Origin of the sequence: Flavobacterium sp. CLA17, assembly GCF_013112255.2 — a bacterium.
GTDB lineage: Bacteria > Bacteroidota > Bacteroidia > Flavobacteriales > Flavobacteriaceae > Flavobacterium > Flavobacterium circumlabens.
On sequence record NZ_CP068294.1, the window covers coordinates 2,418,329 to 2,444,397 of the forward strand.

The following is a 26,069-nucleotide window of genomic DNA, read 5'->3' on the forward strand; positions in this document are numbered from 1 at the left end:
AATGATTATTGCTAAAAAGCAGTAAAATTTAATAGTATAAAAGAATGGATAAAAAAATCTCTAAAAAGAAGTGGACCTATAAAAAAATAAGTTACGTCGCAATCGGTACTTTCTTTGCAATTTTTGTAGTGTATTTTCTGGTAGCCTATCAAAATAAATCTACGTTAAAAATAGATCCCTCAAAAGTTGCATTTTCAAATGTTGAACAAGGCGATTTTCAGGAATATATCGTTCAGCAGGGAGAAGTAGTGTCCGGAAGAACCTATTTTTTAGATGCGGTTGAAGGTGGAAATATCACCAAAATCTTCAAGGAAAGCGGTGTTCAGATCAAAAAAGGCGATAAGATTGTGGAGTTGGAAAACATCAATCTAAGGCTTAGCGTTTTGGGTCAGGAGAATTCGTTAAGTGAGCAAATCAACAGAATTCGTACGACGAGGCTTGAATTAGATCAAAACTTTTTAGCCAATAAACAACAGTTAGCTCAGATTGAAAATCAACTGCAGATTTTAAAACCACAGTTTAGAAGAGATAGCATATTATTTAAAAAGCAATTGATTTCAAAACAGGTTTTTGAAAGAACAGAAGCAGATTACAGATACAACATCAAAAGAAAAGTTTTTACACTCAAAGCGTTTGAAAGTGATTCTGTTTCCCGTGCCGTACAAATAAGACAATTGCACACTTCAGAATTAAGCATGATGGAAAACCTGGACGGCGTTCAGAAAATCCTGGATTACCTGACCATAAGAGCACCAATTGACGGACAACTAACGTCGCCACAGCTGCAGGAAGGCCAGAACATTAACAAAGGCGAACGAATTGGCCAGGTCGATATTACGGGGGTTTATAAAGTAAGAGTGCCCATAGACGAATTGTATCTCTCAAAAATCAAACAGGGACTTCGTGCCACTACCGAAATTGCCAATAAAACCTACGAACTGCAAATTACCTACGTCTATCCCAATATCAAAGACGGAAGATTTGATGTAGACATGCAGTTTATGAAAACCATTCCAAAAGACATTACAAGAGGACAGTCACTGCGTTTAAAAATTGATTTAGGAAATCCTTCAATTGCCACTTTAATTCCGGTTGGCGGATTTTATCAGAGTACCGGGGGAAACTGGATTTACGTAGCAGAGGGGACCAATAAGGCTGTAAAAAGGCAAATTAAACTAGGAAGGCGAAATGTGGCAAACTACGAAGTCATCGAAGGACTGAATCCGGGAGATCGCGTTATTATTTCCTCTTACAGCACTTTTGGGGATAATGAAGAATTAGTATGGTAACTGAATTATTAAAACAGAACAAAAAAGACATGATAAAGCTAAATAAATTATTAAAAGTATATACGAGCGAAGACATCGAAACCACAGCCGTAAACGAAATAAGTTTAAACATTAAAAAAGGAGAATTTATAGCCATAATGGGCCCCAGCGGATGCGGGAAATCATCCTTACTGAACATTTTAGGTTTGCTGGATAATGCTTCCGGCGGAGAATATTGGTTTGGAGATGAAGAGGTAGTCAAATATGTAGAAAAGGACAGAGCCAATCTGAGAAAAGGAAACATCGGATTTGTTTTCCAGAGTTTCAACCTTATAGACGAATTAACGGTATACGAAAACGTGGAATTACCGCTTCTCTACCTGAAAATGACAAGTGCCGAACGTGCTGAAAAAATAAATCAGGGGCTGGAACGAATGGGAATTATGCACAGAAAAGGCCATTTCCCGCAACAGCTCTCAGGAGGGCAGCAGCAAAGGGTGGCTATTGCAAGGGCAATTGTAACCAATCCAAAAGTAATTCTTGCCGATGAGCCAACGGGGAATCTTGATTCTGCAAACGGAATAGAGGTCATGAACTTATTAAAGGAATTAAACCAGTCCGGAACAACGATCGTAATGGTAACGCACTCGCCGGAAGATGCCAAATATGCAGATCGCATCATTAACTTACTGGATGGCAAAATAGTAATGGAAAACATTAATCAGCCACTAGAACTAAAACTTACTATTGATAATGAATAAGCTATGTTTTTTAATTCTATTTCTAATAAACAGTTTCGCTCTGACGGCACAGGAAAAACTGAGTCTGGATCAGGCGTTAAAACTGGCATTAGAAAATAACGTAGAGATTGCTAAAAATAAAAATGACGAAGCCAGTACCAAATATGATAAAAAAAGAGCCTATTTTTCCCTGTTGCCAAGTGTAAACGGTTTCGGAAATGTATTCGAATCCACCGGAACCAATTTTGATCAGTTGACCGGAATGTTACGAACAGAAACGGGACAGTATGTAAACGGATCTGTTACGGCAAGCTGGGATATTTTGAATGTGGCCAATAAACTTTCCGATCTGAAGCTTTCCAATTCCAATTATGAAAGTCAGAAAGCGCAATTGGCCTACACAAAAGAATTCATACTGTTAAAAGTAGTAGGAAGATATCTGGAAACCCTGCAGGCAATGAAACAAGACGTGATTTTCAATAAGTTTTGTGATGTGCAGGAAGAACAACTCAGAAGAACTGATGAACTCATAAAAGTGGGTTCCTTGCCCGGACAGGATTTTTATACGCAAAATGCAGAATGGAGCCGTTTAAAATCCCTGAGAGAAGACAATCTCAATGTCATGAATGCCAAGAAAAACGAATTGATCCTGCTTTTACGATTAGATCCGGCCAAAGAAACACAACTGGACAGTATTCTCGGAGAAGGATTGTTTAAAGGTAAAATGAACATTGACAGTCTCTATCAAAAAGCATTGGTGAGCCGTAAAGATTACCAGCAAATTGAAGCAAAATCAATGGTAAAAAAGTATGAATTGGCTTTACAGCGCTCTAAATTTATTCCTTCGGTCTCTATTTACTATGACTATGGTTCGCGATATTCCTCCTTTCAGACCAGAAGATTTAACGATCAGTTTTATAAGGACAATATCACGACAACTATTGGACTTTCTGTTCAGGTTCCCATATTCAACGGATTGCAGACCAGAAATGTGGTGTACAAAGCCAGACAGGATTTTAAGAATGCCGAACTCGATGTCGTACAAACCAAAAGTAATATCTATGTGGAGTTGAAAAACTTAATGTCTACCATTGCTGCAAACGAAAAAAAGGTAACCTACAGACAAGACCAGACAGAATCAGCCAGCAGAGCTTATGAACTCGAAAAAGAACGTTACTATCTGGGACAGGGAAGCCCTCTTGACTTAGGGGTAGCACAACGAAACTATGTAGAAGCTTCTTTATCCTTAAACCAAATTAATTATCAGTTGATTTATAACCGGTTTGAACTTCTTTTTTATACCGGAGATATTATTTCTTTGGTGCAATAGCAGGCAGGATATGTCAAAGTAAATCAGTCGTTTTTAATCCACACCTCTTAATGTGAAAATAAATTTTAAATGAAAACACAAAAAATAATAACCCTCTTATTTTTCTTCTCCATCCTGTTGTGTAACGCCAATAATCCGGCCATAATATCAAACCTGAAAGGGACTATAGATGAGAAAAATCATAAGGTAACCATCGTTTATGATCTTTCAGATAAAGAAGAGAATCAGATAGAGGTGTGGTTAAAAATCACCGATGAAAAGGGTCTTAGCTATACAATAAACAAAAATAATACAGAAGGAGACATCGGATTTCCGGTAGCCACCGGCAAAAAAAGAAGAATTGTATGGACCTATGACAAGAATACTTTTAATCCTAAAAAATGCAGCATAAAGCTGGTAGCAGATGACCGGTACAAAATAGAAATCACACAGCTCCTTAAAGAAGTCGATACGGTTCGTATGGTAAAAGATTTGCAGTATGTTATGGGAGAACGTAATAGCAGCAATAGTAAATCGGAAGAACACTTAAGAAGCGTGGGAGAGTATCTTAAAAATTCTTTTAAAGACAACGGTCTAAATGCTTATTATGATACCTTTAAAATTTCCAATTCAGAACTTAATCAAATTTCGAATGCCAAAACAGGGTCTAACGAGATCGTTCCGGCAGGTGACAAAAAACACAATGTAAACAATGTGGTAGGCAGCATAGCGGGGCAGAGTGAAGAAGCAGAAACGTTTATTTTATCAGCGCATTATGACTCCTATCCTGGCAGTTTAGGAATGGATGATAATGGTTCCGGTATAATTGGTCTTCTGGAAGCCATGCGGATCCTTTCCCAATATAACTTTGCCCATACGATAAAATTTATGGCATTTGACAAAGAAGAAGACGGCCTGATAGGAAGTCTTTCGTATGTTTTTGCAGGAGGTATAAAAAAATCGGAAAAAATTGGCGGTGTCATCAATTTCGACATGATCGGCATTTCTTCCGATAAACCAGGATCACAGATCGTACCGGAAGGATTTGATCAATTGTATCCTGAAGTCTGCAGTGAAGTAGCAAAGAATCAATACAGGGGAGATTTTGTAATAAATACGTCTAATGAAAATTCGACAAAGTTGAGCGAATCTTTTATAAACTCAGGAAAAAAGTATGTGGAAGAGTTGAAAATAGTATCGCTCCTTGTAGAAGGTAATGGTGAAAGCACACCTTCATTGGCAGAAAGTGATCATGCCAGCTTTTGGTACAATAAAAATCCGGCTTTACATATCGGTGAAGGAGGAGCAACCAGAAATCCGAACCTTCATACCATCAAAGATAGCAGTAGTTATTTAAAATTCAACTATAAATTTATGAGCGATATCGTCAAAACGACAATAGCCCTTTTTATGGAACTGGCTGAAGCAGAACATTATACTACTGCGTCCATTCCGCTAACCCGATAATTGGTAAAGAATAGGATACATTTACGTATTTACCGTACTTTTTAATAATGGAACTTCATAACTTACGTCATATTTCATTTTTAAAAATACAACAATGCAAATAGTAAAGAATAAAAATACGATAAGACAGTTTGGTCTTTTAACTACCATTTTCCTGACAACCTGCAGCCTGTTCGGACAGAAAGCAGACTTTGTAAAAAGCGACAAAATAACGTACCCCGTTCACAAGGCAAACGTTGGAAAAATTGCTTTCATGCGGGAGAATATTCCCATCGAAAAATTTACGCAGTCCGACTTTTTAACAACCTATGAGTTAAAAGATAAAAGTAATCTCGATATCAGGTTTTTTCTCAAAAATTCGCTGACCAACAGCCTTCATGTACTTTCTCCAAATTCATCCGCTGAGGAACTTATTAAAAATGGCAACTACCAATTTTCATTTTTCATGGACGGCAAAAAGGTTTATGTGGAGAATCTGAATAACAATGCAGGAAGCAAGGAAAGTAAAAACAAGAAAAAAATGGTAAGAGTTCCGTTAATTAGTGCTGCCAATGAAGATTCGTGGGGTAAATTTCTTTGGAACAGATTTCTGGCGAATGGCGGACAGGAAGCATTGACAGACGGAGAACATCTTCTTAAAATCGAAATCAGACCTTACCTGAACACAACAGAAGTGCTGACGGGTGAAATTATTGCAGAAGGCGAGATAAAAATTATAGTTCCACAAATTATAATAGACGAGAAATTAGTAAAGGTTCAGAATATTGAACAACTTACGGACTGGCAGGTTTCAACAGAAAAAATTGATAACGTTAAGTTGGAAGAGCTCAATCGAAAAATCTTAACAAATGCCTATAAAAATATCACAAGTGTTGTTGTCATAAAAGACGGAAAGCTTTTGATTGAAGAGTATTTTAACGAAGAAAACAGAAATTCACTTCACGACACCAGATCTGTCGGAAAATCGTTTGCATCAACACTTATGGGAATCGCAATCAAAGGCGGTTATATAAAAAGCGAAGCGCAAACCCTAAAAGATTTTTACAATCTCAGCACCTTTCAAAACTATTCCCCATCAAAAGACAGTATTACATTACAAAGTTTACTCACCATGAGTTCCGCTTTCGACGGTTCTGATATGAATCAGGAATCACCGGGTAATGAAGAAAAAATGTATACCGCGGAGAATTGGGTGGACTTCACCTTAAATCTTTCCATTGACAAAACAAAAACAGCAAAGAAGCGATGGGATTACTTTACCGCCGGCGTGGTACTTTTGGGTGACATTATTCACAAATCGGTTCCAAATGGTTTAGAGAAATATGCCGACGAAAAATTATTTCAGCCACTCGGAATCACAGACTATAAATGGCAGTTGACCCCTCAAAAAGTTGCCAATACAGCTGGTAGTTTACAATTGCGTTCGCTGGACTACGCGAAGTATGGACAATTATACCAAAATAAAGGAAGTTGGAATGGCAAACAAATCCTGTCACAAGAATGGGTAACAAAAAGTTTATCCCGACAAATGGAGATAGGCGAAGGAGAATACTACGGTTACCTGTTTTGGAATAAAACTTATAAAATAAAAGACGTTGAATACGAAGTCTGCTATTCAAGCGGAAATGGCGGTAACAGAATTTTTATTTTCAAAGACAAACCAATTGTAATTGTCATCACTTCAGAAGCCTACAATACGCCATATGGAGAGAAACAAGTAGATAAAATCATGGAGGAGTATTTAATTCCGACCATCTTTTAAAGAACAAAAAAGCAAAAACAGAAAGGAATGCAAAGAAGGAGATCTATTAAGGTCTCTTTTTTTTTTGGAATAATAGGTTTTACTAAAATGTGAAATGTGAAATTTGAAAATTTGAAAATGTGAAAATGGGAAAATGGGAAAATGTGAAAATGGGAAAATGGGAAAATGTAAGAATGTTATTTTCACCTTCAAGTCACTGAGAATGAGACTGAGACTGAAAACTGCGATTTAAAGGGTAAAAACAAAAAACCGGATTGAAATACTCATCATAAGTATTTCAATCCGGTTTTTTGTTTTGTACTATTTTATGGCGATAACCAGTTTTTTCTCAACTGATACCAGTTATATCACGGAACATGGTTTTTGTTTAATAGCAGCTATTATTGTAGCTCCGATGCACTTAATTTGCCGGCTTTATCGTGCGAAAAAGTAGTAATCGGCCAGTAAGTCATTAGTGATTTGATCTATCTCTTGTGTCTGATTTTTTTATAATAAATTAAATTCTAAACCCCTAAAAAATGAAAGCACCTCTATTGTTCTTTTTCCTGCTGCTAACTTGTTTAGTCGTTGAGGTCACCTACGGGCAGGCCGGCATGCCGAAGAAAATTTTGGGAAAAATTCTAATAGAAGGTTCCGGTGCGGGCGGTAATCAATCTGTTACCCTCTTAAATAGTTCCAGTCAGACGACTTCGGTAACTGATGAAAAGGGAACGTTTTCAATTTTTGCAAAGGAAGGGGATGTATTGTTTTTTTCGGCAGTAAATCTGGAGGCAGTACGCCGGATAGTAACGGCAGAAGATCTTAAAGGAAATGTAGTATTTATAAAAATGGCAATCAAAAGCATTGAATTAAAAGAAGTTGCCATAAACAAACATCCGAATATAACCGCAGAAAGTATGGGAATTATTCCATACGGAATGAAAAAATATACCCCTGCCGAAAGAAAATTATATACAGCATCTTCGGGAGGAGATGCATTGCTCAATATGTTTTCCGGACGAGCCGACATGTTAGAAAAAGAATTAAAGGTGGAGGAGAAAGAGCGTTTATATGCAAAAATCGAATACCTCTTTGAGGATAGCTATTACACAGAAAGACTGCACATTCCATTTTCATTTTATTTCATACGATAAGACATTCGGAGGGCATTTGGTATCCGGAACTTTATCATCTGCAAAAATAAAAATAAGTATAGACGAAAAACCCGGATATGAAATTGTGTTGCCGCAGCAAAACAAAAATTTTGACAAACCCTGGCCACAGCAGCAGGTTAAGAGTTCTTACTAATAAGTAAGAACAAGGGAATTATTTTTAATACAAGGAATATTGGCATCTACCGATACTACCAATACCAATTTTGAAGAACAGGCAGAAAGATGCTGCAAGGAATAAAGTACATCATACTCAGTCCGGAGAGGCTATACAAGATTGATCCTGATAAGATGTCTGTGGCAATTCTAATCGCACTAATTTAATTCAACGACGAAACAGACCCTTAAAGTTTGCGGGTAGGTTAAATTATCAGTACCATGCTCCGATAACTAATCTAAAATTTTAAACAAAAAATCTTCAATAAACTGATTGGTAAACTCGGAGTTGTTTTTTGAGGAAACATCCGTTAGTTTGGGCAAATTAACACTAAAGTACTGCTGATGATGGGAAGTCTCAATCAGCGTAGTGCTTAAGGAGCGGGGATATTTATATTTGGAATTGTAAGCTGATATGACTTCTGCTATTTTCCCACACAAATCCTTATAAGGCTTAAAGACCTCATTTTTATTGATTTCTGTAACTTCTTTTACCAAATACACCTTACTGCTTTCCGCAATAACAATTTGATTCAGTAACTTTTTATTATAGTCAAATTGATTCGTGCTTTCTGCAAATTCGTGCGTCAGTAAATGCACAATTATTTTTAACCTTTCTTTTTTGTCAATTACGTTTTCTAATTTAAACGTCACTAAAAATTCCATATAGCACCAATACCAATTCAGAATATAAAGCAAAAGCCTGTGCTTATTTTCAAAATAGCGGTAAATGGTTGCTTCGGTACTGTTTATTTCCAGGGCCAGTTTCTTAAAAGTAAATTGTTCAAAGCCCAACTCATAAATAAGGTCTATGGATTTTTTGACCATCAATTTACCTACTTCACTGCTTTCAGGATTTCGTAAGAATATCTTTTCGTTTATATCAAATTTTACTTGAAATTCCATAAGGATAACTGTTTCAGCAAATGTAGTAAAGATTTATTGTTTGATAGTAATACTATTATAAAAAAATATTTATAATAGTATTACTATCATTAAAAATAGTTTTATTACTTTTACAGGGTAATTCAAATTAAAGCAGATGTTAATCAATACTAAAATTCCGGTTTCCTATCTTTTCAATAAAGTTAAGTATGAAATTATGTTCGTATTAGTTATTGCAGTATTAGTTCATTATCTCACGACGCAGTTTGAAAATCTCATTCCGGAGATGCCCATCACAATACCGGCCTTTATCGGAACAGCCATTTCTGTTCTGCTTTCGTTCAAACTCAATCAGTCGTATGACCGTTGGTGGGAAGCCCGTAAAATCTGGGGAAGTATTGTGAATGACAGCCGTAGTTTTGTGCTGCAGCTGCAATCCTTTGTAGCCGGAGAAAATCAGAACGAAATCAGGGAAATTGCTTTCAGGCATATTGCATGGTGTTATAGCCTGGGACAAAGTTTACGCGATCTCAATCCTGTTGAGAATCTGGAGCACTTTATTTCTAAAGAAGACATAGCGGAAATAGAGAAACAAAGCAATAAACCATTAGCCTTATTACAGCTGAATACACTTCAGATACTGAAATTGAAAGAAAAAAGGGCAATGAGTATTTTTTCACAAATTCAGTTGAATAATACTTTAGTTAATTTTTCAAATGCTATGGGAATGGCGGAGCGTATTAAAGGCACTATTTTTCCCATAACCTATCGCATTTTTCTACATTTCTTCATCTACATTTTTATCGTTACGCTCTCAATTGCGCTAAGAGATATAGAAAGTTATTTCGAAATTCCGTTGTTACTGACCATTTCAACCATGTTTTTTCTTCTGGAAAAATCGGCTACGCACATGCAGGATCCTTTTAGAAATCGTCCTACAGATACTCCGGTAACCGCGATTGCAAGAACGATTGAAATAAATATCAAACAGTTATTAAAAGAAACAGAGGTTCCAAAACCACTTCAGCCGGAAAATTTTTATTTATCATAAACTTTTAAAATCAATAAAAAATGAAAACATTAACAAAAGAAATGCAAGCTGCTATTACGCCTTCCAAAGCTTTAGAATTATTAAAGGAGGGAAACCAAAGGTTTGTAAGCAACCTGAAAATAAATCGTAATCTTTTACAACAGGCCAATGAAACGTCAGACGGGCAGCATCCTTTTGCTGTAATCCTGAGTTGTATTGACAGCAGAACTTCTGCAGAATTAATATTTGACCAGGGACTTGGTGACGTTTTTAGTGTGCGTATTGCCGGAAATATTATCAATGAGGATATTTTGGGCAGTATGGAATTTGGCTGTAAAGTGGCAGGTTCAAAAATTATCGTAGTATTAGGACACACGAAATGCGGAGCTGTAAAAGGCGCTTGCGACCATGTTGAAATGGGGAATCTTACAGCACTGCTAACAAAGATAAGACCGGCTGTAGACGATGAGACTGAAACCACAGAAAACCGTAATTCTGGCAATCCTGTTTTTGTTGAAAACGTATCAAGAATTAATGTGAAGCGCACCGTAAAATCAATAATGGAACGCAGTCCAATCCTAAAGGAAATGATTGAAAGCGGAGAAATTGGAATTGTTGGAGGTTCTCATGATATTACAACAGGAGAAGTAACATTTTTTACTTAAAATTTTGGTTTGTAAAAAATAAACAAATACAGAAACCTCCAAAGTCATTTGATTTTGGAGGTTTCTCATTTTAAATACATAGTAAAACTATATTTTTTCAGAGCATTTCACCTATCATTTTTAAACCGAAGATTTCAGATTGTCACCATCTTTAAAGTGCAGTCTTCTGAAAACGAAGCCGGATAAAATGGTTAAAAAACCAACCACTAAAAAGGTATAACGAAATGCATTGTGAATTTCATGATGAATTAGTTTTACATCGCCCTGAAAAATTTTAAGAACCAACAGTCCGAAAGCGATACCAAAACCAATAGCCAGCTGCTGATTTACCGAAACCAGGGAGTTGCCGCTGCTGGTGTGGTATACACGTAAATCAGCAATAGAAATGGAATTCATGGACGTAAACTGTATAGAGTTAAAGAAACCCAATACCGCGATGATCGGAACATACCAATAAATCGAGGTATGTATGGACGGAATGGCCAGAGCACAAATCAGCGCACCAATAATAAAGGTGTTTACCATTAAAGTTTTTCGATACCCAAAAGTGTTTAAGATGCCGATTACAGCCGATTTCCCAAACATGGCCGTTAGTGCCATCGGAGCAACAATCCACCCAGAGGTAACTGCCGACTTTCCGTAAGCAATCTGAATCATCATGGGGAGCAGTAACGGAATGGAACTAAACCCCAATCGGGTGGCCAGATTTCCAATGATGCCCACGCGAAAGGTTCGCACCTGAAATAAATTCAAAGGAAAAAGAGGATTATTGTCCGTCACCGCATGGCGATAGTACCAGTACAGCATTAAAAAGCCTGACATAAAAAGTACTAAAACGGGCGATACCCGAACAGTGTTGCCGAATAATTCCAGGGCCACGGACAAAAGGAGTGAGGCTGCGGCAAAAATCAGGAAACCCTTTAAATCGAAATCAATTAGGGGCGATTTGTAATCAGGCATGTATTTCAGGCTCATGAGAATACCTATAATTCCAAAGGGGATATTGATGAGAAAAATCCAGTGCCAGGATAAATAGTCCACCATATAACCTCCGACCAAAGGACCCAATACCGGGCCAATCAAGGCAGGAATAATGGCAAAATTCATGGCTTTCAGGAGCTCTTTTTTAGGAAATGTCCGGATCAGTGCCAGCTTTCCAACGGGCGTCATTAAACTTCCGCCGATTCCCTGCACCACACGGGCAAAAACCAAATGGGTAAGATTTTGGGAAAGCGAACAAAACAAGGAACCCAGGCTAAATAAAAACAAAGCAAAAATAAATACTTTTTTAGTCCCGAATTTATCCGACAAAAAACCGCTGACAGGCATAAAAAGGGCCAGTGTCAACACATAACTAATAATGGCATTCTGCATTTCCAGAGGAGACTCCCTTAAATCTCTTGCAATCGAGGTTATCGACGTATTGAGAATGGTAGAATCAAGCATTTGCATAAAAATGGAAGTAGCGAGGATAATCGGTAGTATTTTTTTGGTAGTCGCACTGTTTTGTTCCGGAGCGGTTGTACTCATATCATTTTTAGAAGTAACGTTTAGTAACGCCTATAAAATTAAATAAGATTTTATAGTTTTAAAACTTATTTTTCATCAATATTGATTTTTTTACTTCAACAGAGGCTTTTTCATTGTGTCTGGAAGAAGTCGACTTTGCTTCCGGTTTTTTATCTGAAGTTCGGGCACTGGAAACATTATTTTTGTGATGGGAAGAAGTCATAATTACATTTTTACAGTTAGATTACAAATAGAGCCACTAAGATAGCGCCTGCATTATAACATTGATGGTCAGTACTTATAATATTAACAGTTAGTTGTGAATTATAAAGGAGGAAAGCGGGATCAATAGAAAAACCATCAGTTCTCACTGACGGTTTTTACAAAAGAGTATTAAAAATGCTCTCCTTATTATGTATCAATTATATCCTGTTCAGGATTCTTTTTGTTCGAAATCTCCATAAGAATCAACATTATCGAGATCATCTTCCTGATTCAAATGTTTGTTAAAATCATTGGAAAGTTCGTTTTCGGGATATTTAGGATCTTCACCCCAATTTAATAATTGTTCTTTGATCGTTCTGTAGGTACAATAAAGGTGTTCCCCTTTTTGTAATTCCGTATAGCTTCCTGATTTTGTTGGGTTTGCAGTGTTCATGATTTCAATTTTTAGTAAAGAGATTAATTGATAAGTTAGTGCAAGGTCTAAAGTTTGGCTAAAGTAGAATTACAGTTAATCAAATTGTTATATAATTTTCGGGAATAGTTGTTTAATTATCAGCTGCTTATCACTGTACTTTATAAAATAGCTTCTATTCTGTTATATACAAAATACTGCCAACCCGAAACACTACTTTTAAGGAGCGTTTTTTATTAAGAACTGTTTTTGGTATCTGAATACGCTGATTCAAGTGAAATTAGGCTACTGCTTAGTCTGAATTGCAGCTAACAACCTATTTTTCTAAAATTTCTTTTCTAAAAAGAACCCCCCAGTTTAGAATCTCGTCCAGCAATTTTTTCATCGTCAAGCCTAAAGGCGTTAGCGAATATTCCACCGTTACCGGCATACTGTCGTAGAGCGTACGGGCAATGATTTTATTGGTTTCTAAAGCTTTGAGTTCCTGCGACAGCATTTTTGGTGAAATATCTGAAATATCTCTCTGGATTTCCCCAAAGCGTTTGTTGCCGTGCGTTAAGGAAATAATAATGGGTAAACGCCATTTCCCCTGAATAACTTCTAAAGTATCCCTGGCAACCAGTAACCGATGTTGGCAAACTTCATCTTTTTGACTCATAACGATCTGTTTTAAAGCATACTCACCTGAAGGTAACTACTTACTCAAAGGTAACTACTATATTTTGTATAGCGAATTTAGATAATTTTGTTCTTGTAATAACAGTTAAAAAAAATAAATATGTCAAATTCAACAAGATGGGCAATAGACCCATTGCACTCTGAGGTTTTTTTTAAAATCAGGCATTTGGTTATTTCTACCGTAACCGGTTCATTCAAAAAATTTGAAGGGAATATCATTACGGAAGGAAGTGATTTTACCAATGCAAAAGTGGCTATCGTACTGGATGTAAAAAGTATTGATACCAATCAGCCGCAACGGGATGAGCATTTACAAAACGGTGATTTTTTTGATGCCCCGGCCTATCCGCAAATCAATTTTGAATCGACGTCTTTTGTAAACAGTGGGGACAGGACTTACAAAATGACGGGTAATCTGACTTTGAAAGGCGTAACGAAACCTATTGAACTAAATGTAGCATATGGCGGTTCTGAAAAAGATGGGCAGGGCAATCTAAAACATGGATTTGAGGTAACCGGAATCGTAAACCGAAAAGAATTTGGAATGACCTGGAATAAAATTACGGATTCAGGCGGTTTGGGATTAAGTGAAGACATTAAACTTATTGCCAATATTCAGGTGGGTCAGGCAGCAGAATAAATAAGCCACAGTTTTTGCAAGTGTATTGAAATACAAGCCAAACAAAAAAAGCGCGAAGGCAGAGAGAACTGCCCCCAAAAAGTGACACACTGTTTGGGGGCATTTTTTTGTTCTTAAAAAGGGTAAAGCTTATAAAAGTTTATTCCTCTTTCTAATATTTTTTAAGCTTAATTAAAAGTTCAGTTGTTTTAGTATGTAAAAAGAACAACCACTTATTACAGAGATCGGGTCAGTTATTTAAAGTTACCTGTTTTGGAGGATGCATAAAATTACTTTTACCGAATAAGTATAAAATTTCCTACTATTTCAGAGTTGGGAGTTTTTATTTTAATCATTTAAAAAGTAACTATTAAAAGTTTATTACCATGAAAACAGTTTTAAAAAATCAATTTAGGTTTAGGCCATTTTTTTGCTCACTGGTGCTGTGCGCTTTATTAACCGGAATAACTTCCTGTAAAAAAGATGATCCTGTAGAGAAGAATGAGGTTAAAGTTTCGGAATTTACTCCAAATGCCACATTTGTGGTAAAGAATGCAGAGGAAAGCATGCCGGTCTGGGTCAATGGGAATAAAAATGCTAACGCTATTATTTTAGTGATGCACGGAGGGCCGGGATCAGATGTTCTTGATTTCAGAGCCTACAAGGACGGGCTGGCCTTTAAGAAAATAGAGGCGAATTATTTGGTTGCCTATTGGCAGCAGCGCGCTTCAGGACAATCTACAGGGCCGGATATTTCTAAATATTATACAATAGATCAGTATGTGGATGATGCGGATAAAGTAATAGAAGAGCTCGTAAAAACCTATCCGGGCAAAAAGATCGTATTGTTTGCACACAGTTGGGGAGGCATGCTTTCCTCTTCTTATCTAAAGGACGAGAAACGCAGAAATAAAATAGCAGCGTGGATTGATGCTGCCGGTGCTCACAATGGAACCTCCCTGCTTAAAACTACAACAGATGATGTTAACGCAGAGGTTGATTCGCGCATAGCAGCCGGAAAAAATACTGAGGTCTGGAAAGAAATAAAGAAAGTGGTGAAAGAACAACCGGAAAAGATCAATAGCATCGCTTATCTCGTTACAGCCGAAATCCCTGAAGTTGTAATAAAGGTAGACAATGCCGATTTTAAAATGAGTAGCCGTGGACATTCAAGTAATTCCTATTTGTTTAAAGAAATAATCAAAAGAGACAATAATCCATTTTTGGCAGACGTAAAAATGCCGTGTCTGGTGCTTTGGGGAAAATATGATTTTGCCGTATCCAGAACGTATCAGAAAGAGTTCCTGAAAAATATAGGATCAAAAGACGTGACCAATGTTGATTTTAATGCCTCCGGACATTATATGATGTTTCATGAACCTGATTTGTTTGCAAAGTCAATACTTGATTTTATGAGCAAACACAAATTATAACAGTTTACACTTAATCAAATATAAACCGGTACCAATAAAAGTATAGTAGTAAAATCAGAATTTATGAAAAAGAACATTTTAAAACTGATGATGATCAGTATTTCTCTTTTCGTTGTAAGTTGTAATAAGGATGATAACAACGATAGAGAAAAAGAACACCCATTATCAGAAATACAGGGAATATCAAGGAGTACAGGAGATCAGAACAGCAATATTGTGGTGGTTAATATGCAGGGAGGGCCTTTGTATGAGTTGATGGATACCGCGGAGACCATTGATTTTGCGAATGCGAAAAATGCGCTATGGGTAGATGTTCAGCAGATTCAGACCTTAAATCCTGCTTTGTTTAATCTGGATATATCATTTGCTGATGCCAAAACACGTGCGACTGCCAACGCAGAGAATGTAGACAAAGTGGTCAGTTATTATAAAAGTAAAGGAAAAACCGTTTGTTTAGTAGGCGTTTCTTACGGTGCTTTTGTAGCAGAGGATTATATTGCCAGATATGGTACTTCAAACATCAGCAAAGCATTAATTGTTGCCGGAAGATTAGACATGGAGAATGAATTTTGGGAAAAATTCAGCCAGGGTTACGATGGAGAATATGTGTATGGGGCAGATGGAAAATTCACTTATAAATTTGTAGAAAATAAAACAGCTAAAGACCGAAATTTAGGAAGACTGGCAGGTGCTCTGGGCTACAAAAGATTTACAAAATTATGGGAGAATGTCAACGGACTTGATAAAATAATCTACTATTACGGCACTAAAGATGAAAAAGTGGGAAAATTAACTACCGCCGAAACAGACTTTTTAGTATCGAAAAAAGTGACGGTATTCAGTGTACCTGACGGAACCCATGATGAAACAGGCAGTACAGCAATTTCAAAATTAAAAGAGCACTTTCAAATAAAATAAACTTTTTATTGGTGGTGAATCAAAACAGTTGGGTCAATCGCGGTACTTTGTGAAATTTTTGATTTTAATCAGGAACAGTTACAAAGACTAAGAGTCAGGGCACTTGCACAGCTTGCAATAGCACTCCACATACAGTAAAACCCCTTCCCTCTATTTTTAAGGGGAAGGGGTTTTTATTTTTATTTTTTTTCTTCATTGTCGAGCTGATCATCGAAATCAGGTGCTTCCCCTTTAAATTTGTGCGTGTCCACATCATAATTTTCATCGTTGGTCAGCACTTCATCATGATCTTTATACTGATGTTTTCTCATGTCATTTCTGTCATTTCGATTCTCAGTGTTGTTCTTATTAGTATCCGGATTTTGATTATTTGTTTTCATAATAGTACATTTTAAAGTTGTACTAAAATTACTTAAATGCCAGGACAGCAGGGTTATATAATCCTTTATTAAAGTTATAAAATACCACTGTCAGGAAGCTTACGTAAACCCGAACCTCATGTAGAATTGCTGTTGCGTTTAAGCGGAAAGGCAAACTACTTTTTCAAAACGGCCATGATGGCTAATAGAAACAGCCTGTCCATTTGGAGATAGGGGAGAGAATAAAAACGGAATACCATATTCGTCTTTCTCAATGTTCTTTTTTTCAATTTCCGTTACACTACCCCACTGATCGGGAGTAGTAACGGCTATGGTATGAAGGCAATCTGGAGTAAGAATCGTTTGGGTATAATACAGATTTCCGCAGCAGCTCACTTTTCCGGAAATGCAGTCACTACTTTCCGAATCTAAACTGCAGACCAGCTTTAAAGGGATGTATGCCCTGATTCGGGTTTGTCGGTTATAAATTTTATAGGCGGCCTCTTTCATGCTCCAAAATACCCACACCATCCTTTCCGGATTTAGATTCCGAGCGATAAGTGACTGTTCTTCATCGGTAAATAGTTTCTCTAAAAAACCTTTACGCTGCCAGTTGCTTTCCTGGCGGGTTTGTATGAGATCAATCACATCATTACCGATCATTTTGCGGCCAGTTTGGTTTCAATAATTGCTACGGCGGTTTTTACATCCAGCATGCGTTCCATATCGATATTGTCAATGACCACATCAAAAGTTTGTTCGATATCCAGCACAATATCGACCAGATTAGCAGAGTTGATACTCAGATCGTTGATAAAATCAGTCTCTTCCGTAAGGTTGTCAAAAGCTTCCGTATTGGTCGTGTAGGGCTTGATGATCGCTTTTAGTTTCAGTATAAGTTCTTGTTTGTTCATAGTATTATTTTTGAAATTTTTTAAAGAGGAGGCAGGCATTTACATCGCCAAAACCAAAACTTGCTTTGGCAATGATAGCAGCGCTTTTTTCTAAAGTTTGCAATGGAATTTTCGAGGCATCAATAAGAGAAGTAATTTCAGGATGAAGATCGGCACAATTGGTATTGCCGAAGATAAAACCTTCATGAAGCTGCAGCACCGTGGCAACGCTTTCAATACTTCCTGCTGCGCTCAGGCAATGCCCCGTCAGGCTTTTTAAGGAATTGATGTACGGAAAATCAGTACCCTTTCGTCCCAGGGCTTTTGTCCAGTTCTCAATTTCCAGACTGTCTTTTGTGGTGGCGGTAAGATGACCGTTGATGGCATCCACCTCATTCGCCGATATTCCGGCATTGTGCAGAGCGTTGGTAATACATTTTTGTACGGCCGTACTGTTGGGTGCTGTCATACTGCCGTTGCCGCGCTGTCCGCCGGAGTTGATATTGCCCCCCAGTATTTCGGCATAAATGGTAGCACCGCGTTCCAAAGCACTATCCAGTTCCTCCACAACTAAGGCTCCGGCACCGCTGCCCGGGACAAAACCTGCCGCTGAGGCACTCATAGGACGCGAACCGTCTTCAGGGTTATCATTATATTTCGAACTGCAGACGCGCAAAGCATCAAATCCGGCCCAGATATAAGGTCCGCTGTCTCCGGTACTGCCCGCCAGCACCCGTTTTGCCTGTCCGGATTGGATGCGGTCGTACGCCAGTATAATCGCTTCCGTACCGGTAGAACAGGCAGAAGAATTGGTCGTGACCTGATTCCCCAATCCGAGTTTGCCGCCCAGATAAGCGCTTACGCCACTGTTCATGGTTTGGGCGACAACCGTACTGCCCAGCCTGCGGGTCTGCAAATCGTCTATTTTATAAATGCTTTCGCGAAATTTATCAATTCCCGAGGTACCGGATCCAAAAATAGTCCCGCTGTCCCAATCGGGTTCTTCGTTTTTTTCTATCGGTAAACCGGCATTTTTCCAGGCTTCCATACCCGCAATAACCCCGTACAAAATACCGGTGCTGTTAAAACCGCGGAGTTCCAGTTCTGTAAAATACTGCGCTTTAAGTTCCTCCGAAATCTGGGGCTGTCCGGCAATCTGGCAGGAAAACTGCAGCTTCTGTAATTGCGCATCATGACGTATACCTGAAATTCCGTTTTTCAGGGCATGTGTAAACGCCGCAATGCCAATTCCGTTTGGAGCGACGACTCCAAGACCTGTTATCACAACGCGCTTTTTCATAGTTTTGTAGTAATCATGCCGGCAATGGTGCCTTTGCAGACTTCTTGTCCGGCTTCGTTTTTCATAATCGCTTCACACTTCAGTTTCCCAAACCGGAAAAATAGTTTCTTTGAAGTCACCGTTACTTTTTCATTGGGATATACCGGTTTTAAAAATTGCATATCCGCCGAGGTAAAAGCGACTACGGTATCTTTTTTCAATTCATTTCCCAGTAAATAAATACCCAGGCAAACCATCCCGATCTGTGCCATCGTTTCCGTTAGGATCACCCCCGGGGTGACCGGATTATCCTTAAAATGCCCTTTATAAAAATCAAGATCGTCCTGAAAAGTATAGGTTCCGGTAATGCCGTTTTCATCGACGTGAAGCAGTTCATCCACAAACAAAAAAGGAGGGGTGTACGGCAGCTGCGCTATAATATTTTGTAATTTCATGGTTCTTTTTTAAACAGTACTTACCATTGTAATAAAACACGTTGTGCCGAAAATCCCGGACCAAAACTGAGCATCAGTCCTTTTTCTCCGGCTTTTGGCTGATCCTCCATAATACTTTCGAGAACATACAGCACCGTTGCGCTCGACATATTGCCGTATTGTTTCAGTACTTCTTTGGTAGCATCAATATTTTTTCCTAATCCCGAGAACAAAGCCTCCACCGTGGTCACAATTTTTTTTCCGCCGGGATGAAAGATCATATGGTCGAGATCCTTGATTTCTAAATTGTTTTTCTGTAAAAACGGATGGATAATGTCGCTGAAGTGGGACGCAATCGTATCCGGAACTTCAATATCCAGTACCATCTGCAGTCCGTTGTTGGTTACTTTAAAACCCATCATATGTTCGGCATCATAAAAATGATACATCTCCTCATCGATAATCTCAGGACCAGCATCCTCTTCATAAGAGGATAACAGACAGCAGGCGGCGCCATCGCCAAAAATAGCCGCACTAACAATATTGGGCATCGAAAAATCATCGAGCTGAAAAGTGGCCGTTGGCGATTCAACCGCTATAACGGCAGCGCGTTTTCCGGGATTGGCCTTCAGGAAGTTTTTGGCATAGATAATACCCGATATTCCTGCGGCACAGCCCATTTCGGTAACGGGCAGGCGCACAATGTCCTGCCTTAGTTTCATTTTGTTGATCAGGTAAGCATCCAGCGAAGGGATCATAATTCCGGTGCAGCTCACCGTAATAATATAATCCAGTGTTTCGGGCTCCCAGTTGGCTTTGCGAAGTGCTTTTTCGAGCACCTGTTCGCCCAAAATAATCACTTCACGGCTGTAAATATCGTTTTTGTCTTCAAAGGAAGTAGCTGTAAAAACCTCGACGGGATCCATGACAGAATAGCGTTTGTCTACAGCGGCCGCTTCAAATATCTTTTTTACTTTTTTGATAAAACGCTCGTCCTGTCCGGCGAGCCATTCATCCAGAAAAGGAAGAATCTCTGCTGTGGTACGGGAATACTGGGGTAGCTGCTTGGCAACTGTTGTTATTTTTACACTCATCTTTTAGCGATTATCCATTGGTAGCGGAAAGCCCATTTCCAGTTTATGGTATAGTTTTTTAAATTCAGTTTTTTAGAAAATTCTTCCAGTTCGTTTTTTTTAAAACCTCTTAATATGGAGACCTGGCCATCTTCCCGCGACATTTTATTCAGCCGGAAAACAAAGCCAATCACTTCAAAAAGGCGATATGCCAGTGCACTGCGATGCAAATCATTTATTACAGTACCAATTGTCGCATTGGTATTAAAGATAGGCATTATATACAGGATCTGCTCATTTGTAAAATGGTGCAGGGTCAGCGTACACAGCACAATATCGTATTGCAGCGATTTGAATTCCTCACTAAAAATATCAATACAGACATATTCAATATTCGAAAACCGGCTCGATAATGATTCGGCATAACTGATCGTAAATGCATTGGCATCAATGCCTATCAGTTTAAAATTAAGATGACGGGAAGCGCCGTAATCCGCCAGCATTCGCAGCATATCACCGTTACCGCAGCCTATATCGGCTATAACGATCGGTTCAGTACCAATAGGTTGGTTCAACAATTGTCTGGTAGCCTGCAGCGTCAGTTGGTTACCGCCTAACAACCGGTTGATACGGGCAATCTGATCAAGCGCAGATCGTAATTCCTCGCCCGTAAGCGAAAAATCATCCATGATCTCGGTTTCCTGTGTTCTGTATTGGGTATTTATCGTCATTTAATCGATTACTATGGGTTTACCGTGTGTTTGTTTAATAATAAGCGGAAGCAGGCCGGGTAAGGAGGCAACGATCGAAATAAGAATAGGAGCCAGTTTTTTCCGGCTTAATATTTTGGCGAGCAGGCGTCCCATCAGCATCCGTCTGCCAAAATGCGTTTTCCATCTTTGGGTATAGGTTTTTTCTAAAAGGTCACGTGAAATCCTTCCGTTTTGAAAATCCAGTACCAATTCGGCTGCTATTTTAGCACTGTGTAAAGCCATGGCCATCCCGTTGCCGCATAACGGATGGATCAAACCGGCTGTATCGCCAATCATGAGGACATGTTTTTCTACCGGTTGTTTGGGGTCAAACGATATCTGACTGATGGTAATTGGTTTTTCAAAAAGAAGCGTGCTGTTTTCAAAAACTGTTTTAAGGTTTTTGTTTTGATACAGGACCTGATTTTGGTACTCTTCTATATTTTTATATCGTTTGAAAGTCGCATAATCGGCCAGATAACAAATATTGATTTTATTGTTTTCTACTTTGGAAACGCCGCAATAACCGCCGTTAAAGTTGTGCAAAGCCACCAGGTCATCAGGGAAATCACCCGAATAATGGGCTTTAACAGCCAGCCACGACGACTTTTTATGAATAAAATCCCGTGCTAAAACCTGGTCGATATTCGAGCGTTTGCCATAAGCGCCCAGTACAATTTTAGAGGTTAACGTCTGATGGGGTGTGCTGACACTGAATACGTCCTGATCGAAAGCAATATCGGTAACCGTTTCCTGCAGGATCTGGCAGCCATTGGCTATGGCTTTTTCATAGAGAAAATGATCCAGCGCATAGCGGCTCACGCCAAAACCGCCCAACGGAAGCTGAGCTTTTGCACTTCTGCCGTTTGTTGTCGTAAACTCAAATTTGGAAATAGCGGTAGGATGCAATTCAGAAACGGCTGCACCAAGCCATACTAAATACGGTAGAATTTCATTAGAAATATATTCGCCGCAAACCTTATGTCGGGGATAGCCGGATTTTTCAACCAGTGTTACCTGCATTCCCTGTCCGGACAAATGAATTGCACTTGCCAGACCTGCCAGTCCGCCGCCAATGATCAGTACATCCGTGTTTGTTTTCATATAAGCAAGTTAGATATAAATCTAGTAACAGAATACAGATTGTACCTTTTTTTCAAGCCAAAAGGTATAAAAAAAGCGGTATTTTTTAGATTTCAGGTGTAGGATCAGTTTCTTGAATCCACCAGGCTTCTTTTATAATCTCAGGCAAGTTTAAATTTAGATTTTCATCGGTAAAAAGGCTTATAGTATTCCCCTTAAATGTTATACAATTTCGTACTGCCGTTCAAAAGGGATTCAAGATATCCCTGTCTCTTCATGCTACTTTAAAACGGTATTTTTTTGTGCGTGATTTTGCCGTTTTTATTTTGCAGAAATTAACTTTATTTTATATTTGTAATGATTCTAAATAAAAATAACGATTATAGTTCACATGAAAATAAATAGTAATACGCTTATAAATATTGTTTTAGCTAAAATAGTACTGTCCATTCTACTCCTTCTTTTTGGGTCTTTTACCGCTTTTTCGCAATCCAATACCGGAACAATCTCAGGGAAGGTAAATGTAAAAGACGGAAATTCTGTACAAGGTTCGAAAGTCAAAATTGATGAGCTGAATAAAACAGCCATCACGGATGCGGACGGTTCTTATGAATTGAAAAATATTCCGTTTGGGACTTATATAGTCGAAGTAGTTATGAACGGCTATGATTCATCTCCCGCTTCCGTAGTAATCGATCAAAACAATACGGCTGTCCAATTGGATTTTGAGCTTCTTTATACCTCACAGAAATTAGAGGAAGTTATTGTAAGTTCGGGAGGAAACCGATTTGCCAGAAAAGAAAGCGAAGAAGTTTCTAAGATGAAACTCAAAAACATGGAAAACCCTCAGGTATACACCATCGTAAGCAAGGAACTGATGAAAGAGCAGGTCATAACCGATTACAACAGTGCGTTTAAAAACGTTCCTGGAGCCGGTATTGCCGAAGTTCGAAATCAGGGAAGAACCACCAATATTTCGAGAGGTTTTGCCACGCCGCAACTGGTCAGAAACGGGGTAGGAAGTTTTACGTACAATGCAATAGATCCGGCGAATCTGGAGCGTATTGAGGTCATTAAAGGGCCATCGGCTACGTTGTTTGGAAGTACCATTTCTTCTTTTGGAGGTTTGTTTAACAGGGTAACCAAAAAACCTTTTGATTTCTTTAAAGGTGAGGTTTCCTATTCAGCGGCGGATTGGGATCTAAACCGTTTTACCGCTGATATTAATACCCCGCTTAACGAAGACAAAACGGCACTTTTCAGAATCAATACCGCTTTGCATAGTGAGAGAAGTTTTCAGGATGCCGGATTTAATAAAAGCTTTTTTATAGCACCAAGTTTCTCGTATGCCGTAAACGAAAGACTGACTTTATTGATTGATGCAGAATTCAGCACCTCAAAAGGAACTTCGCCAACCCGACTGGCACCTTATACCGGAAAAGATGCGACAGCCAAAAGTATCACCGAAATGGGAATTCCGTACAAACTTTCTTTCGCCAACAATACTGTAAATTATACCGGACAGCAGTACAATATATTTGCCCAGTTAAAGTATAAAATATCAGACGCATGGACGTCGCAGACCATTGTATCACGTACCCGGTCTTCAGCAGAAGGCTATACGGTCGCTTTAACCGCTTTGAGTAATACAACCCTGAGACAGGCGGTTACCAAACAGGATAATCCGTATTACGGAACCGACATTCAGCAAAACTTCAACGGTGATTTCAAAATAGGAAAACTACGTAACCGCGTTGTGGCAGGATTTGATTTCTACAGCCTTCGCGCCACCCGTAATGATGCGACCGTAAACATGAAACCGCTCGACTATAGAAAACCGGGGGATGCGTACAATAATTTCACTGCCGTTAAAATAGACCCTTTGTTTTTACCGGAGAATGTTAAATTCAGTAATTATGTATCCAATAACGAGAGAACCTACAGTGCGTATGTGTCCGACGTATTGAATGTTACGGATAAATTAATTGTAATGGCGGGAGTAAGGGTAGACCGTTATATCAATAAAGGCGTCTATTACCCAAGCCGTGATTCTCTGGTAGGAAGTTACAATCAGACGGCATTTTCGCCAAGATTCGGGGCCGTGTATCAGCTTGTAAAAGAAAAGGTATCCGTATTTGCCAATTACATGAACGGATTCAATAATGTGGGCGGATCCGATTTTAACGGAAATACGTTCAAACCCAATCAGGCGAATCAGGTAGAAGGAGGGGTGAAGTTTGACTTTAATAAAATCAGCGCGACTTTAAGTTATTATGATATCCAGGTCACGAACATCACCCGTGATGATCCGGATAACGCGAACTTTCAGCTTCAGGACGGTACGCAGCTCAGTAAAGGACTGGAGGCCGAACTGATTGCCAACCCGATACGCGGTTTAAATATCGTGGCAGGGTATACCTATAATGACAGTAAATATACCAAAGCCAATGCGACGATCAACGGATTACGCCCAACCACGGCAGGTTCGCCAAGAACCGCCAATCTTTGGGCCAGTTACCGTCTGGCGGAAGGATCACTTTCGGGATTGGGAGTCGGTTTCGGAGGAATTTATGGAAGTGAATATTACCAGACCAACACCACAAACTTTAAGTTTAGTATTCCTTCGTATACCGTTCTGGATGCTTCCGTTTTCTACGACAGGCCAAAATACAGATTGGGGTTAAAAGTCGATAACCTGACCAACGAAAAATACTGGTCGTACCGTTTAGCGGCGCAAAATCCGACAAGAGTAACGGGTAATATTACCATAAAATTCTAAGCACTCCGTTGAATCATTTTAAAAGCAGATTCTCTATATTTGGACTTTACGATACAGTATGACAAAAGGATTTAAAAAAGCAGTACGACAAATACATTTATGGCTCGGTTTAGCATCGGGCCTTATTGTTTTTATCGTTAGTATAACCGGGTTTTTATATGTTTTTGAAGAAGAGATCCGGGAGGCGACACAACAGGAATACCTGCACGTACCCGTTCAGCAAAAACCTTTTATAGGGCTAGCTGCTATAATAGCAAACTACCGGCACCTCGAGCCCAAACAGAAAATAACGGCTTTAAAAGTCAACAAGGAAGAAGCTAACGCAACGGTTCAGCTTTCCACCAAAAAGAAAAAGATCTACTATTTTAATCCTTACGACGGAAGCCTCGTCAACGAAAAAGGGGCAGACTGGCTCAATACCGTTTTAGAAATACACCGTACCCTTTTATTAGGAGACGTTGGGGAATTTATTCAGGGCTGGTCTGTGGTGATTTTTATGATCATGCTTATCACCGGATTGATCTTATGGTTTCCGAATCAAATGCGTCAGCTGAAACAGTCGCTCCAAATAAAATGGGGCGGTTCGTTTAAAAGAGTCAACTATGACCTGCACCAGGTTTTAGGATTTTATGCGGCTTTCGTGCTGCTGCTGATCGCTTTTTCCGGACTTTATTTTAAGTTCGAAACCGCCAAAAAAGCCGTGAGTTTCGTTACCGGAGCGCCTTTAAATAAAGGAACAGCAGCTGTAAACACCGCCAAAATAGATTCCACCACCATTCCCGTTCGGTACAATGCAATCTATGAAACGGTAAACGCCCAATATCCGGGGGCAGCGTCCATAAGTTTTTCGGTTCGAAAAACCGGAGAGCTTAGGGTAAGAATGATTTATCCCAATACCTGGGCAAGTGCCAGAAATCAGAATGTTCTCTTTTTTGATGGAAAAACAGGGCAGCTGTTACGGACCAAATTGTACAAAGACAACAATGCCGCAGATGTATACGAAGCGAGCAATCATGACCTCCATACAGGCACTTTCTTCGGACTGGCCGGAAAAATACTGTGGAGTCTCGTCAGCCTGATTGGCGCCTCACTTCCGGTAACCGGATTTATCATCTGGTGGAAAAAAGGAAAAAAAGCAAAAGGAAAAAAAGGAAAGGGCAGGACTGCTGTTCTTTCAGAATAATTTAAAA

27 protein-coding genes are annotated in these 26,069 nt (G+C 38.9%); 14 read left to right on the forward strand and 13 right to left on the reverse strand.

The window, feature by feature from the left end; all coding sequences use genetic code 11:
• Window positions 1-44: 44 nt before the first annotated feature.
• The 7 genes from HAV12_RS09990 (at window position 45) to HAV12_RS23065 (ending at window position 7,833) form a co-directional block, all read left to right on the forward strand.
• On the forward strand, window positions 45-1,289 hold the full coding sequence (locus HAV12_RS09990; RefSeq protein WP_171569508.1) for an efflux RND transporter periplasmic adaptor subunit: 1,245 nt from the start codon (window positions 45-47) through the stop codon (window positions 1,287-1,289).
• A 29-nt stretch (window positions 1,290-1,318) separates the two neighbouring features.
• Window positions 1,319-2,029: an ABC transporter ATP-binding protein gene (locus tag HAV12_RS09995; protein ID WP_171571663.1), complete on the forward strand. Its 711-nt coding sequence runs from the start codon at window positions 1,319-1,321 to the stop codon at window positions 2,027-2,029.
• Window positions 2,022-3,338, forward strand: coding sequence for a TolC family protein (locus HAV12_RS10000; protein WP_171569509.1), 1,317 nt, complete (start codon window positions 2,022-2,024; stop codon window positions 3,336-3,338). Before HAV12_RS09995 ends, HAV12_RS10000 begins: the two co-directional genes overlap by 8 nt.
• 69 nt (window positions 3,339-3,407) lie before the next feature.
• The gene (locus HAV12_RS10005) at window positions 3,408-4,784 is read left to right on the forward strand and encodes a M28 family peptidase (protein ID WP_171569510.1); all 1,377 of its coding nucleotides are present in this window, start codon (window positions 3,408-3,410) and stop codon (window positions 4,782-4,784) included.
• Between the two features lie 94 nt (window positions 4,785-4,878).
• Complete coding sequence (locus HAV12_RS10010) at window positions 4,879-6,546, forward strand: serine hydrolase (protein WP_171569511.1); 1,668 nt, start codon at window positions 4,879-4,881, stop codon at window positions 6,544-6,546.
• 518 nt (window positions 6,547-7,064) lie between these two features.
• Complete coding sequence (locus HAV12_RS10015; RefSeq protein ID WP_171569512.1) at window positions 7,065-7,679, forward strand: hypothetical protein; 615 nt, start codon at window positions 7,065-7,067, stop codon at window positions 7,677-7,679.
• Window positions 7,597-7,833: an acetolactate decarboxylase gene (locus HAV12_RS23065; protein ID WP_370528493.1), complete on the forward strand. Its 237-nt coding sequence runs from the start codon at window positions 7,597-7,599 to the stop codon at window positions 7,831-7,833. The genes HAV12_RS10015 and HAV12_RS23065 overlap by 83 nt, the downstream gene beginning before the upstream one ends.
• Before the next feature lie 254 nt (window positions 7,834-8,087).
• On the opposite strand, the gene HAV12_RS10025 is transcribed toward HAV12_RS23065, so the two are convergent.
• The gene (locus HAV12_RS10025) at window positions 8,088-8,759 is read right to left on the reverse strand and encodes a TetR/AcrR family transcriptional regulator (RefSeq protein ID WP_171569514.1); all 672 of its coding nucleotides are present in this window, start codon (window positions 8,757-8,759) and stop codon (window positions 8,088-8,090) included.
• A gap of 136 nt (window positions 8,760-8,895) precedes the next feature.
• On the opposite strand from HAV12_RS10025, the gene HAV12_RS10030 reads away from it, so the two are divergent.
• Together HAV12_RS10030 and HAV12_RS10035 are read left to right on the forward strand one after the other, a co-directional pair.
• The gene (locus tag HAV12_RS10030; RefSeq protein ID WP_171569515.1) at window positions 8,896-9,789 is read left to right on the forward strand and encodes a bestrophin family protein; all 894 of its coding nucleotides are present in this window, start codon (window positions 8,896-8,898) and stop codon (window positions 9,787-9,789) included.
• A 20-nt stretch (window positions 9,790-9,809) separates the two neighbouring features.
• Entirely contained in the window at window positions 9,810-10,433 is a 624-nt protein-coding gene (locus HAV12_RS10035) for a carbonic anhydrase family protein (RefSeq protein WP_171569516.1), read from the forward strand.
• 120 nt (window positions 10,434-10,553) lie between these two features.
• On the opposite strand, the gene HAV12_RS10040 is transcribed toward HAV12_RS10035, so the two are convergent.
• The 4 genes from HAV12_RS10040 to HAV12_RS10055 all read right to left on the reverse strand — a co-directional run bounded on the left by HAV12_RS10040 (window position 10,554) and on the right by HAV12_RS10055 (window position 13,237).
• On the reverse strand, window positions 10,554-11,963 hold the full coding sequence (locus tag HAV12_RS10040) for an MFS transporter (protein WP_171569517.1): 1,410 nt from the start codon (window positions 11,961-11,963) through the stop codon (window positions 10,554-10,556).
• 58 nt (window positions 11,964-12,021) lie between these two features.
• On the reverse strand, window positions 12,022-12,165 hold the full coding sequence (locus HAV12_RS10045) for a hypothetical protein (RefSeq protein ID WP_171569518.1): 144 nt from the start codon (window positions 12,163-12,165) through the stop codon (window positions 12,022-12,024).
• Between the two features lie 210 nt (window positions 12,166-12,375).
• Entirely contained in the window at window positions 12,376-12,600 is a 225-nt protein-coding gene (locus tag HAV12_RS10050) for a hypothetical protein (protein WP_171569519.1), read from the reverse strand.
• Between the two features lie 295 nt (window positions 12,601-12,895).
• On the reverse strand, window positions 12,896-13,237 hold the full coding sequence (locus HAV12_RS10055; protein WP_132037450.1) for a helix-turn-helix domain-containing protein: 342 nt from the start codon (window positions 13,235-13,237) through the stop codon (window positions 12,896-12,898).
• Between the two features lie 120 nt (window positions 13,238-13,357).
• Here HAV12_RS10055 and HAV12_RS10060 point away from each other — a divergent pair, with 120 nt between their 5' ends.
• The 3 genes from HAV12_RS10060 (at window position 13,358) to HAV12_RS10070 (ending at window position 16,227) form a co-directional block, all read left to right on the forward strand.
• Window positions 13,358-13,897 (forward strand): YceI family protein, encoded by a 540-nt coding sequence (locus HAV12_RS10060; protein ID WP_171569520.1) that lies wholly within the window; start codon window positions 13,358-13,360, stop codon window positions 13,895-13,897.
• Window positions 13,898-14,262: 365 nt separating this feature from the next.
• Complete coding sequence (locus HAV12_RS10065; protein WP_171569521.1) at window positions 14,263-15,309, forward strand: alpha/beta fold hydrolase; 1,047 nt, start codon at window positions 14,263-14,265, stop codon at window positions 15,307-15,309.
• Window positions 15,310-15,372: 63 nt separating this feature from the next.
• Entirely contained in the window at window positions 15,373-16,227 is an 855-nt protein-coding gene (locus HAV12_RS10070) for a hypothetical protein (protein WP_171569522.1), read from the forward strand.
• A 179-nt stretch (window positions 16,228-16,406) separates the two neighbouring features.
• Here the strand turns inward: HAV12_RS10070 and HAV12_RS10075 are convergent, their stop codons facing one another.
• The 8 genes from HAV12_RS10075 to HAV12_RS10110 all read right to left on the reverse strand — a co-directional run bounded on the left by HAV12_RS10075 (window position 16,407) and on the right by HAV12_RS10110 (window position 22,121).
• On the reverse strand, window positions 16,407-16,607 hold the full coding sequence (locus HAV12_RS10075; protein WP_171569523.1) for a hypothetical protein: 201 nt from the start codon (window positions 16,605-16,607) through the stop codon (window positions 16,407-16,409).
• Window positions 16,608-16,745: 138 nt separating this feature from the next.
• Entirely contained in the window at window positions 16,746-17,249 is a 504-nt protein-coding gene (locus HAV12_RS10080; protein WP_171569524.1) for a 4'-phosphopantetheinyl transferase superfamily protein, read from the reverse strand.
• A complete protein-coding gene (locus tag HAV12_RS10085; protein WP_171569525.1) occupies window positions 17,246-17,500 on the reverse strand; it encodes an acyl carrier protein in 255 nt (84 codons plus the stop codon). Before HAV12_RS10085 ends, HAV12_RS10080 begins: the two co-directional genes overlap by 4 nt.
• 4 nt (window positions 17,501-17,504) lie before the next feature.
• Complete coding sequence (locus HAV12_RS10090; RefSeq protein ID WP_171569526.1) at window positions 17,505-18,779, reverse strand: beta-ketoacyl synthase; 1,275 nt, start codon at window positions 18,777-18,779, stop codon at window positions 17,505-17,507.
• On the reverse strand, window positions 18,776-19,213 hold the full coding sequence (locus HAV12_RS10095; protein ID WP_171569527.1) for a 3-hydroxyacyl-ACP dehydratase FabZ family protein: 438 nt from the start codon (window positions 19,211-19,213) through the stop codon (window positions 18,776-18,778). Before HAV12_RS10095 ends, HAV12_RS10090 begins: the two co-directional genes overlap by 4 nt.
• A gap of 20 nt (window positions 19,214-19,233) precedes the next feature.
• Window positions 19,234-20,286 carry a type III polyketide synthase gene (locus HAV12_RS10100; protein ID WP_171569528.1) on the reverse strand — a complete coding sequence of 351 codons (1,053 nt, stop codon included), beginning with the start codon at window positions 20,284-20,286 and terminating at the stop codon, window positions 19,234-19,236.
• Window positions 20,283-20,996: a methyltransferase domain-containing protein gene (locus tag HAV12_RS10105; protein WP_171569529.1), complete on the reverse strand. Its 714-nt coding sequence runs from the start codon at window positions 20,994-20,996 to the stop codon at window positions 20,283-20,285. The genes HAV12_RS10100 and HAV12_RS10105 overlap by 4 nt, the downstream gene beginning before the upstream one ends.
• A complete protein-coding gene (locus HAV12_RS10110; protein ID WP_171569530.1) occupies window positions 20,997-22,121 on the reverse strand; it encodes an NAD(P)/FAD-dependent oxidoreductase in 1,125 nt (374 codons plus the stop codon).
• A 370-nt stretch (window positions 22,122-22,491) separates the two neighbouring features.
• Here HAV12_RS10110 and HAV12_RS10115 point away from each other — a divergent pair, with 370 nt between their 5' ends.
• Together HAV12_RS10115 and HAV12_RS10120 are read left to right on the forward strand one after the other, a co-directional pair.
• The gene (locus HAV12_RS10115) at window positions 22,492-24,879 is read left to right on the forward strand and encodes a TonB-dependent siderophore receptor (protein WP_171569531.1); all 2,388 of its coding nucleotides are present in this window, start codon (window positions 22,492-22,494) and stop codon (window positions 24,877-24,879) included.
• 58 nt (window positions 24,880-24,937) lie between these two features.
• The gene (locus HAV12_RS10120; protein ID WP_171569532.1) at window positions 24,938-26,062 is read left to right on the forward strand and encodes a PepSY domain-containing protein; all 1,125 of its coding nucleotides are present in this window, start codon (window positions 24,938-24,940) and stop codon (window positions 26,060-26,062) included.
• Window positions 26,063-26,069: the final 7 nt, after the last annotated feature.

What these genes read in the sequence shown, in the direction of transcription:
- HAV12_RS10040 (WP_171569517.1), bottom strand. Translation starts at nt 11,963, where the DNA reads ATGAGTACAACCGCTCCGGAACAAAACAGTGCGACTACCAAAAAAATA.
- HAV12_RS09995 (WP_171571663.1), top strand. Translation starts at nt 1,319, where the DNA reads ATGATAAAGCTAAATAAATTATTAAAAGTATATACGAGCGAAGACATC.
- HAV12_RS10035 (WP_171569516.1), top strand. Translation starts at nt 9,810, where the DNA reads ATGAAAACATTAACAAAAGAAATGCAAGCTGCTATTACGCCTTCCAAA.
- HAV12_RS10090 (WP_171569526.1), bottom strand. Translation starts at nt 18,779, where the DNA reads ATGAAAAAGCGCGTTGTGATAACAGGTCTTGGAGTCGTCGCTCCAAAC.
- HAV12_RS10085 (WP_171569525.1), bottom strand. Translation starts at nt 17,500, where the DNA reads ATGAACAAACAAGAACTTATACTGAAACTAAAAGCGATCATCAAGCCC.
- HAV12_RS10095 (WP_171569527.1), bottom strand. Translation starts at nt 19,213, where the DNA reads ATGAAATTACAAAATATTATAGCGCAGCTGCCGTACACCCCTCCTTTT.
- HAV12_RS10025 (WP_171569514.1), bottom strand. Translation starts at nt 8,759, where the DNA reads ATGGAATTTCAAGTAAAATTTGATATAAACGAAAAGATATTCTTACGA.
- HAV12_RS10070 (WP_171569522.1), top strand. Translation starts at nt 15,373, where the DNA reads ATGAAAAAGAACATTTTAAAACTGATGATGATCAGTATTTCTCTTTTC.
- HAV12_RS10005 (WP_171569510.1), top strand. Translation starts at nt 3,408, where the DNA reads ATGAAAACACAAAAAATAATAACCCTCTTATTTTTCTTCTCCATCCTG.
- HAV12_RS10080 (WP_171569524.1), bottom strand. Translation starts at nt 17,249, where the DNA reads ATGATCGGTAATGATGTGATTGATCTCATACAAACCCGCCAGGAAAGC.
- HAV12_RS10000 (WP_171569509.1), top strand. Translation starts at nt 2,022, where the DNA reads ATGAATAAGCTATGTTTTTTAATTCTATTTCTAATAAACAGTTTCGCT.
- HAV12_RS10110 (WP_171569530.1), bottom strand. Translation starts at nt 22,121, where the DNA reads ATGAAAACAAACACGGATGTACTGATCATTGGCGGCGGACTGGCAGGT.
- HAV12_RS10120 (WP_171569532.1), top strand. Translation starts at nt 24,938, where the DNA reads ATGACAAAAGGATTTAAAAAAGCAGTACGACAAATACATTTATGGCTC.
- HAV12_RS23065 (WP_370528493.1), top strand. Translation starts at nt 7,597, where the DNA reads ATGCAAAAATCGAATACCTCTTTGAGGATAGCTATTACACAGAAAGAC.
- HAV12_RS10065 (WP_171569521.1), top strand. Translation starts at nt 14,263, where the DNA reads ATGAAAACAGTTTTAAAAAATCAATTTAGGTTTAGGCCATTTTTTTGC.
- HAV12_RS10010 (WP_171569511.1), top strand. Translation starts at nt 4,879, where the DNA reads ATGCAAATAGTAAAGAATAAAAATACGATAAGACAGTTTGGTCTTTTA.
- HAV12_RS10045 (WP_171569518.1), bottom strand. Translation starts at nt 12,165, where the DNA reads ATGACTTCTTCCCATCACAAAAATAATGTTTCCAGTGCCCGAACTTCA.
- HAV12_RS10050 (WP_171569519.1), bottom strand. Translation starts at nt 12,600, where the DNA reads ATGAACACTGCAAACCCAACAAAATCAGGAAGCTATACGGAATTACAA.
- HAV12_RS10015 (WP_171569512.1), top strand. Translation starts at nt 7,065, where the DNA reads ATGAAAGCACCTCTATTGTTCTTTTTCCTGCTGCTAACTTGTTTAGTC.
- HAV12_RS10060 (WP_171569520.1), top strand. Translation starts at nt 13,358, where the DNA reads ATGTCAAATTCAACAAGATGGGCAATAGACCCATTGCACTCTGAGGTT.
- HAV12_RS10115 (WP_171569531.1), top strand. Translation starts at nt 22,492, where the DNA reads ATGAAAATAAATAGTAATACGCTTATAAATATTGTTTTAGCTAAAATA.
- HAV12_RS10105 (WP_171569529.1), bottom strand. Translation starts at nt 20,996, where the DNA reads ATGACGATAAATACCCAATACAGAACACAGGAAACCGAGATCATGGAT.
- HAV12_RS09990 (WP_171569508.1), top strand. Translation starts at nt 45, where the DNA reads ATGGATAAAAAAATCTCTAAAAAGAAGTGGACCTATAAAAAAATAAGT.
- HAV12_RS10055 (WP_132037450.1), bottom strand. Translation starts at nt 13,237, where the DNA reads ATGAGTCAAAAAGATGAAGTTTGCCAACATCGGTTACTGGTTGCCAGG.
- HAV12_RS10030 (WP_171569515.1), top strand. Translation starts at nt 8,896, where the DNA reads ATGTTAATCAATACTAAAATTCCGGTTTCCTATCTTTTCAATAAAGTT.
- HAV12_RS10100 (WP_171569528.1), bottom strand. Translation starts at nt 20,286, where the DNA reads ATGAGTGTAAAAATAACAACAGTTGCCAAGCAGCTACCCCAGTATTCC.
- HAV12_RS10075 (WP_171569523.1), bottom strand. Translation starts at nt 16,607, where the DNA reads ATGAAAACAAATAATCAAAATCCGGATACTAATAAGAACAACACTGAG.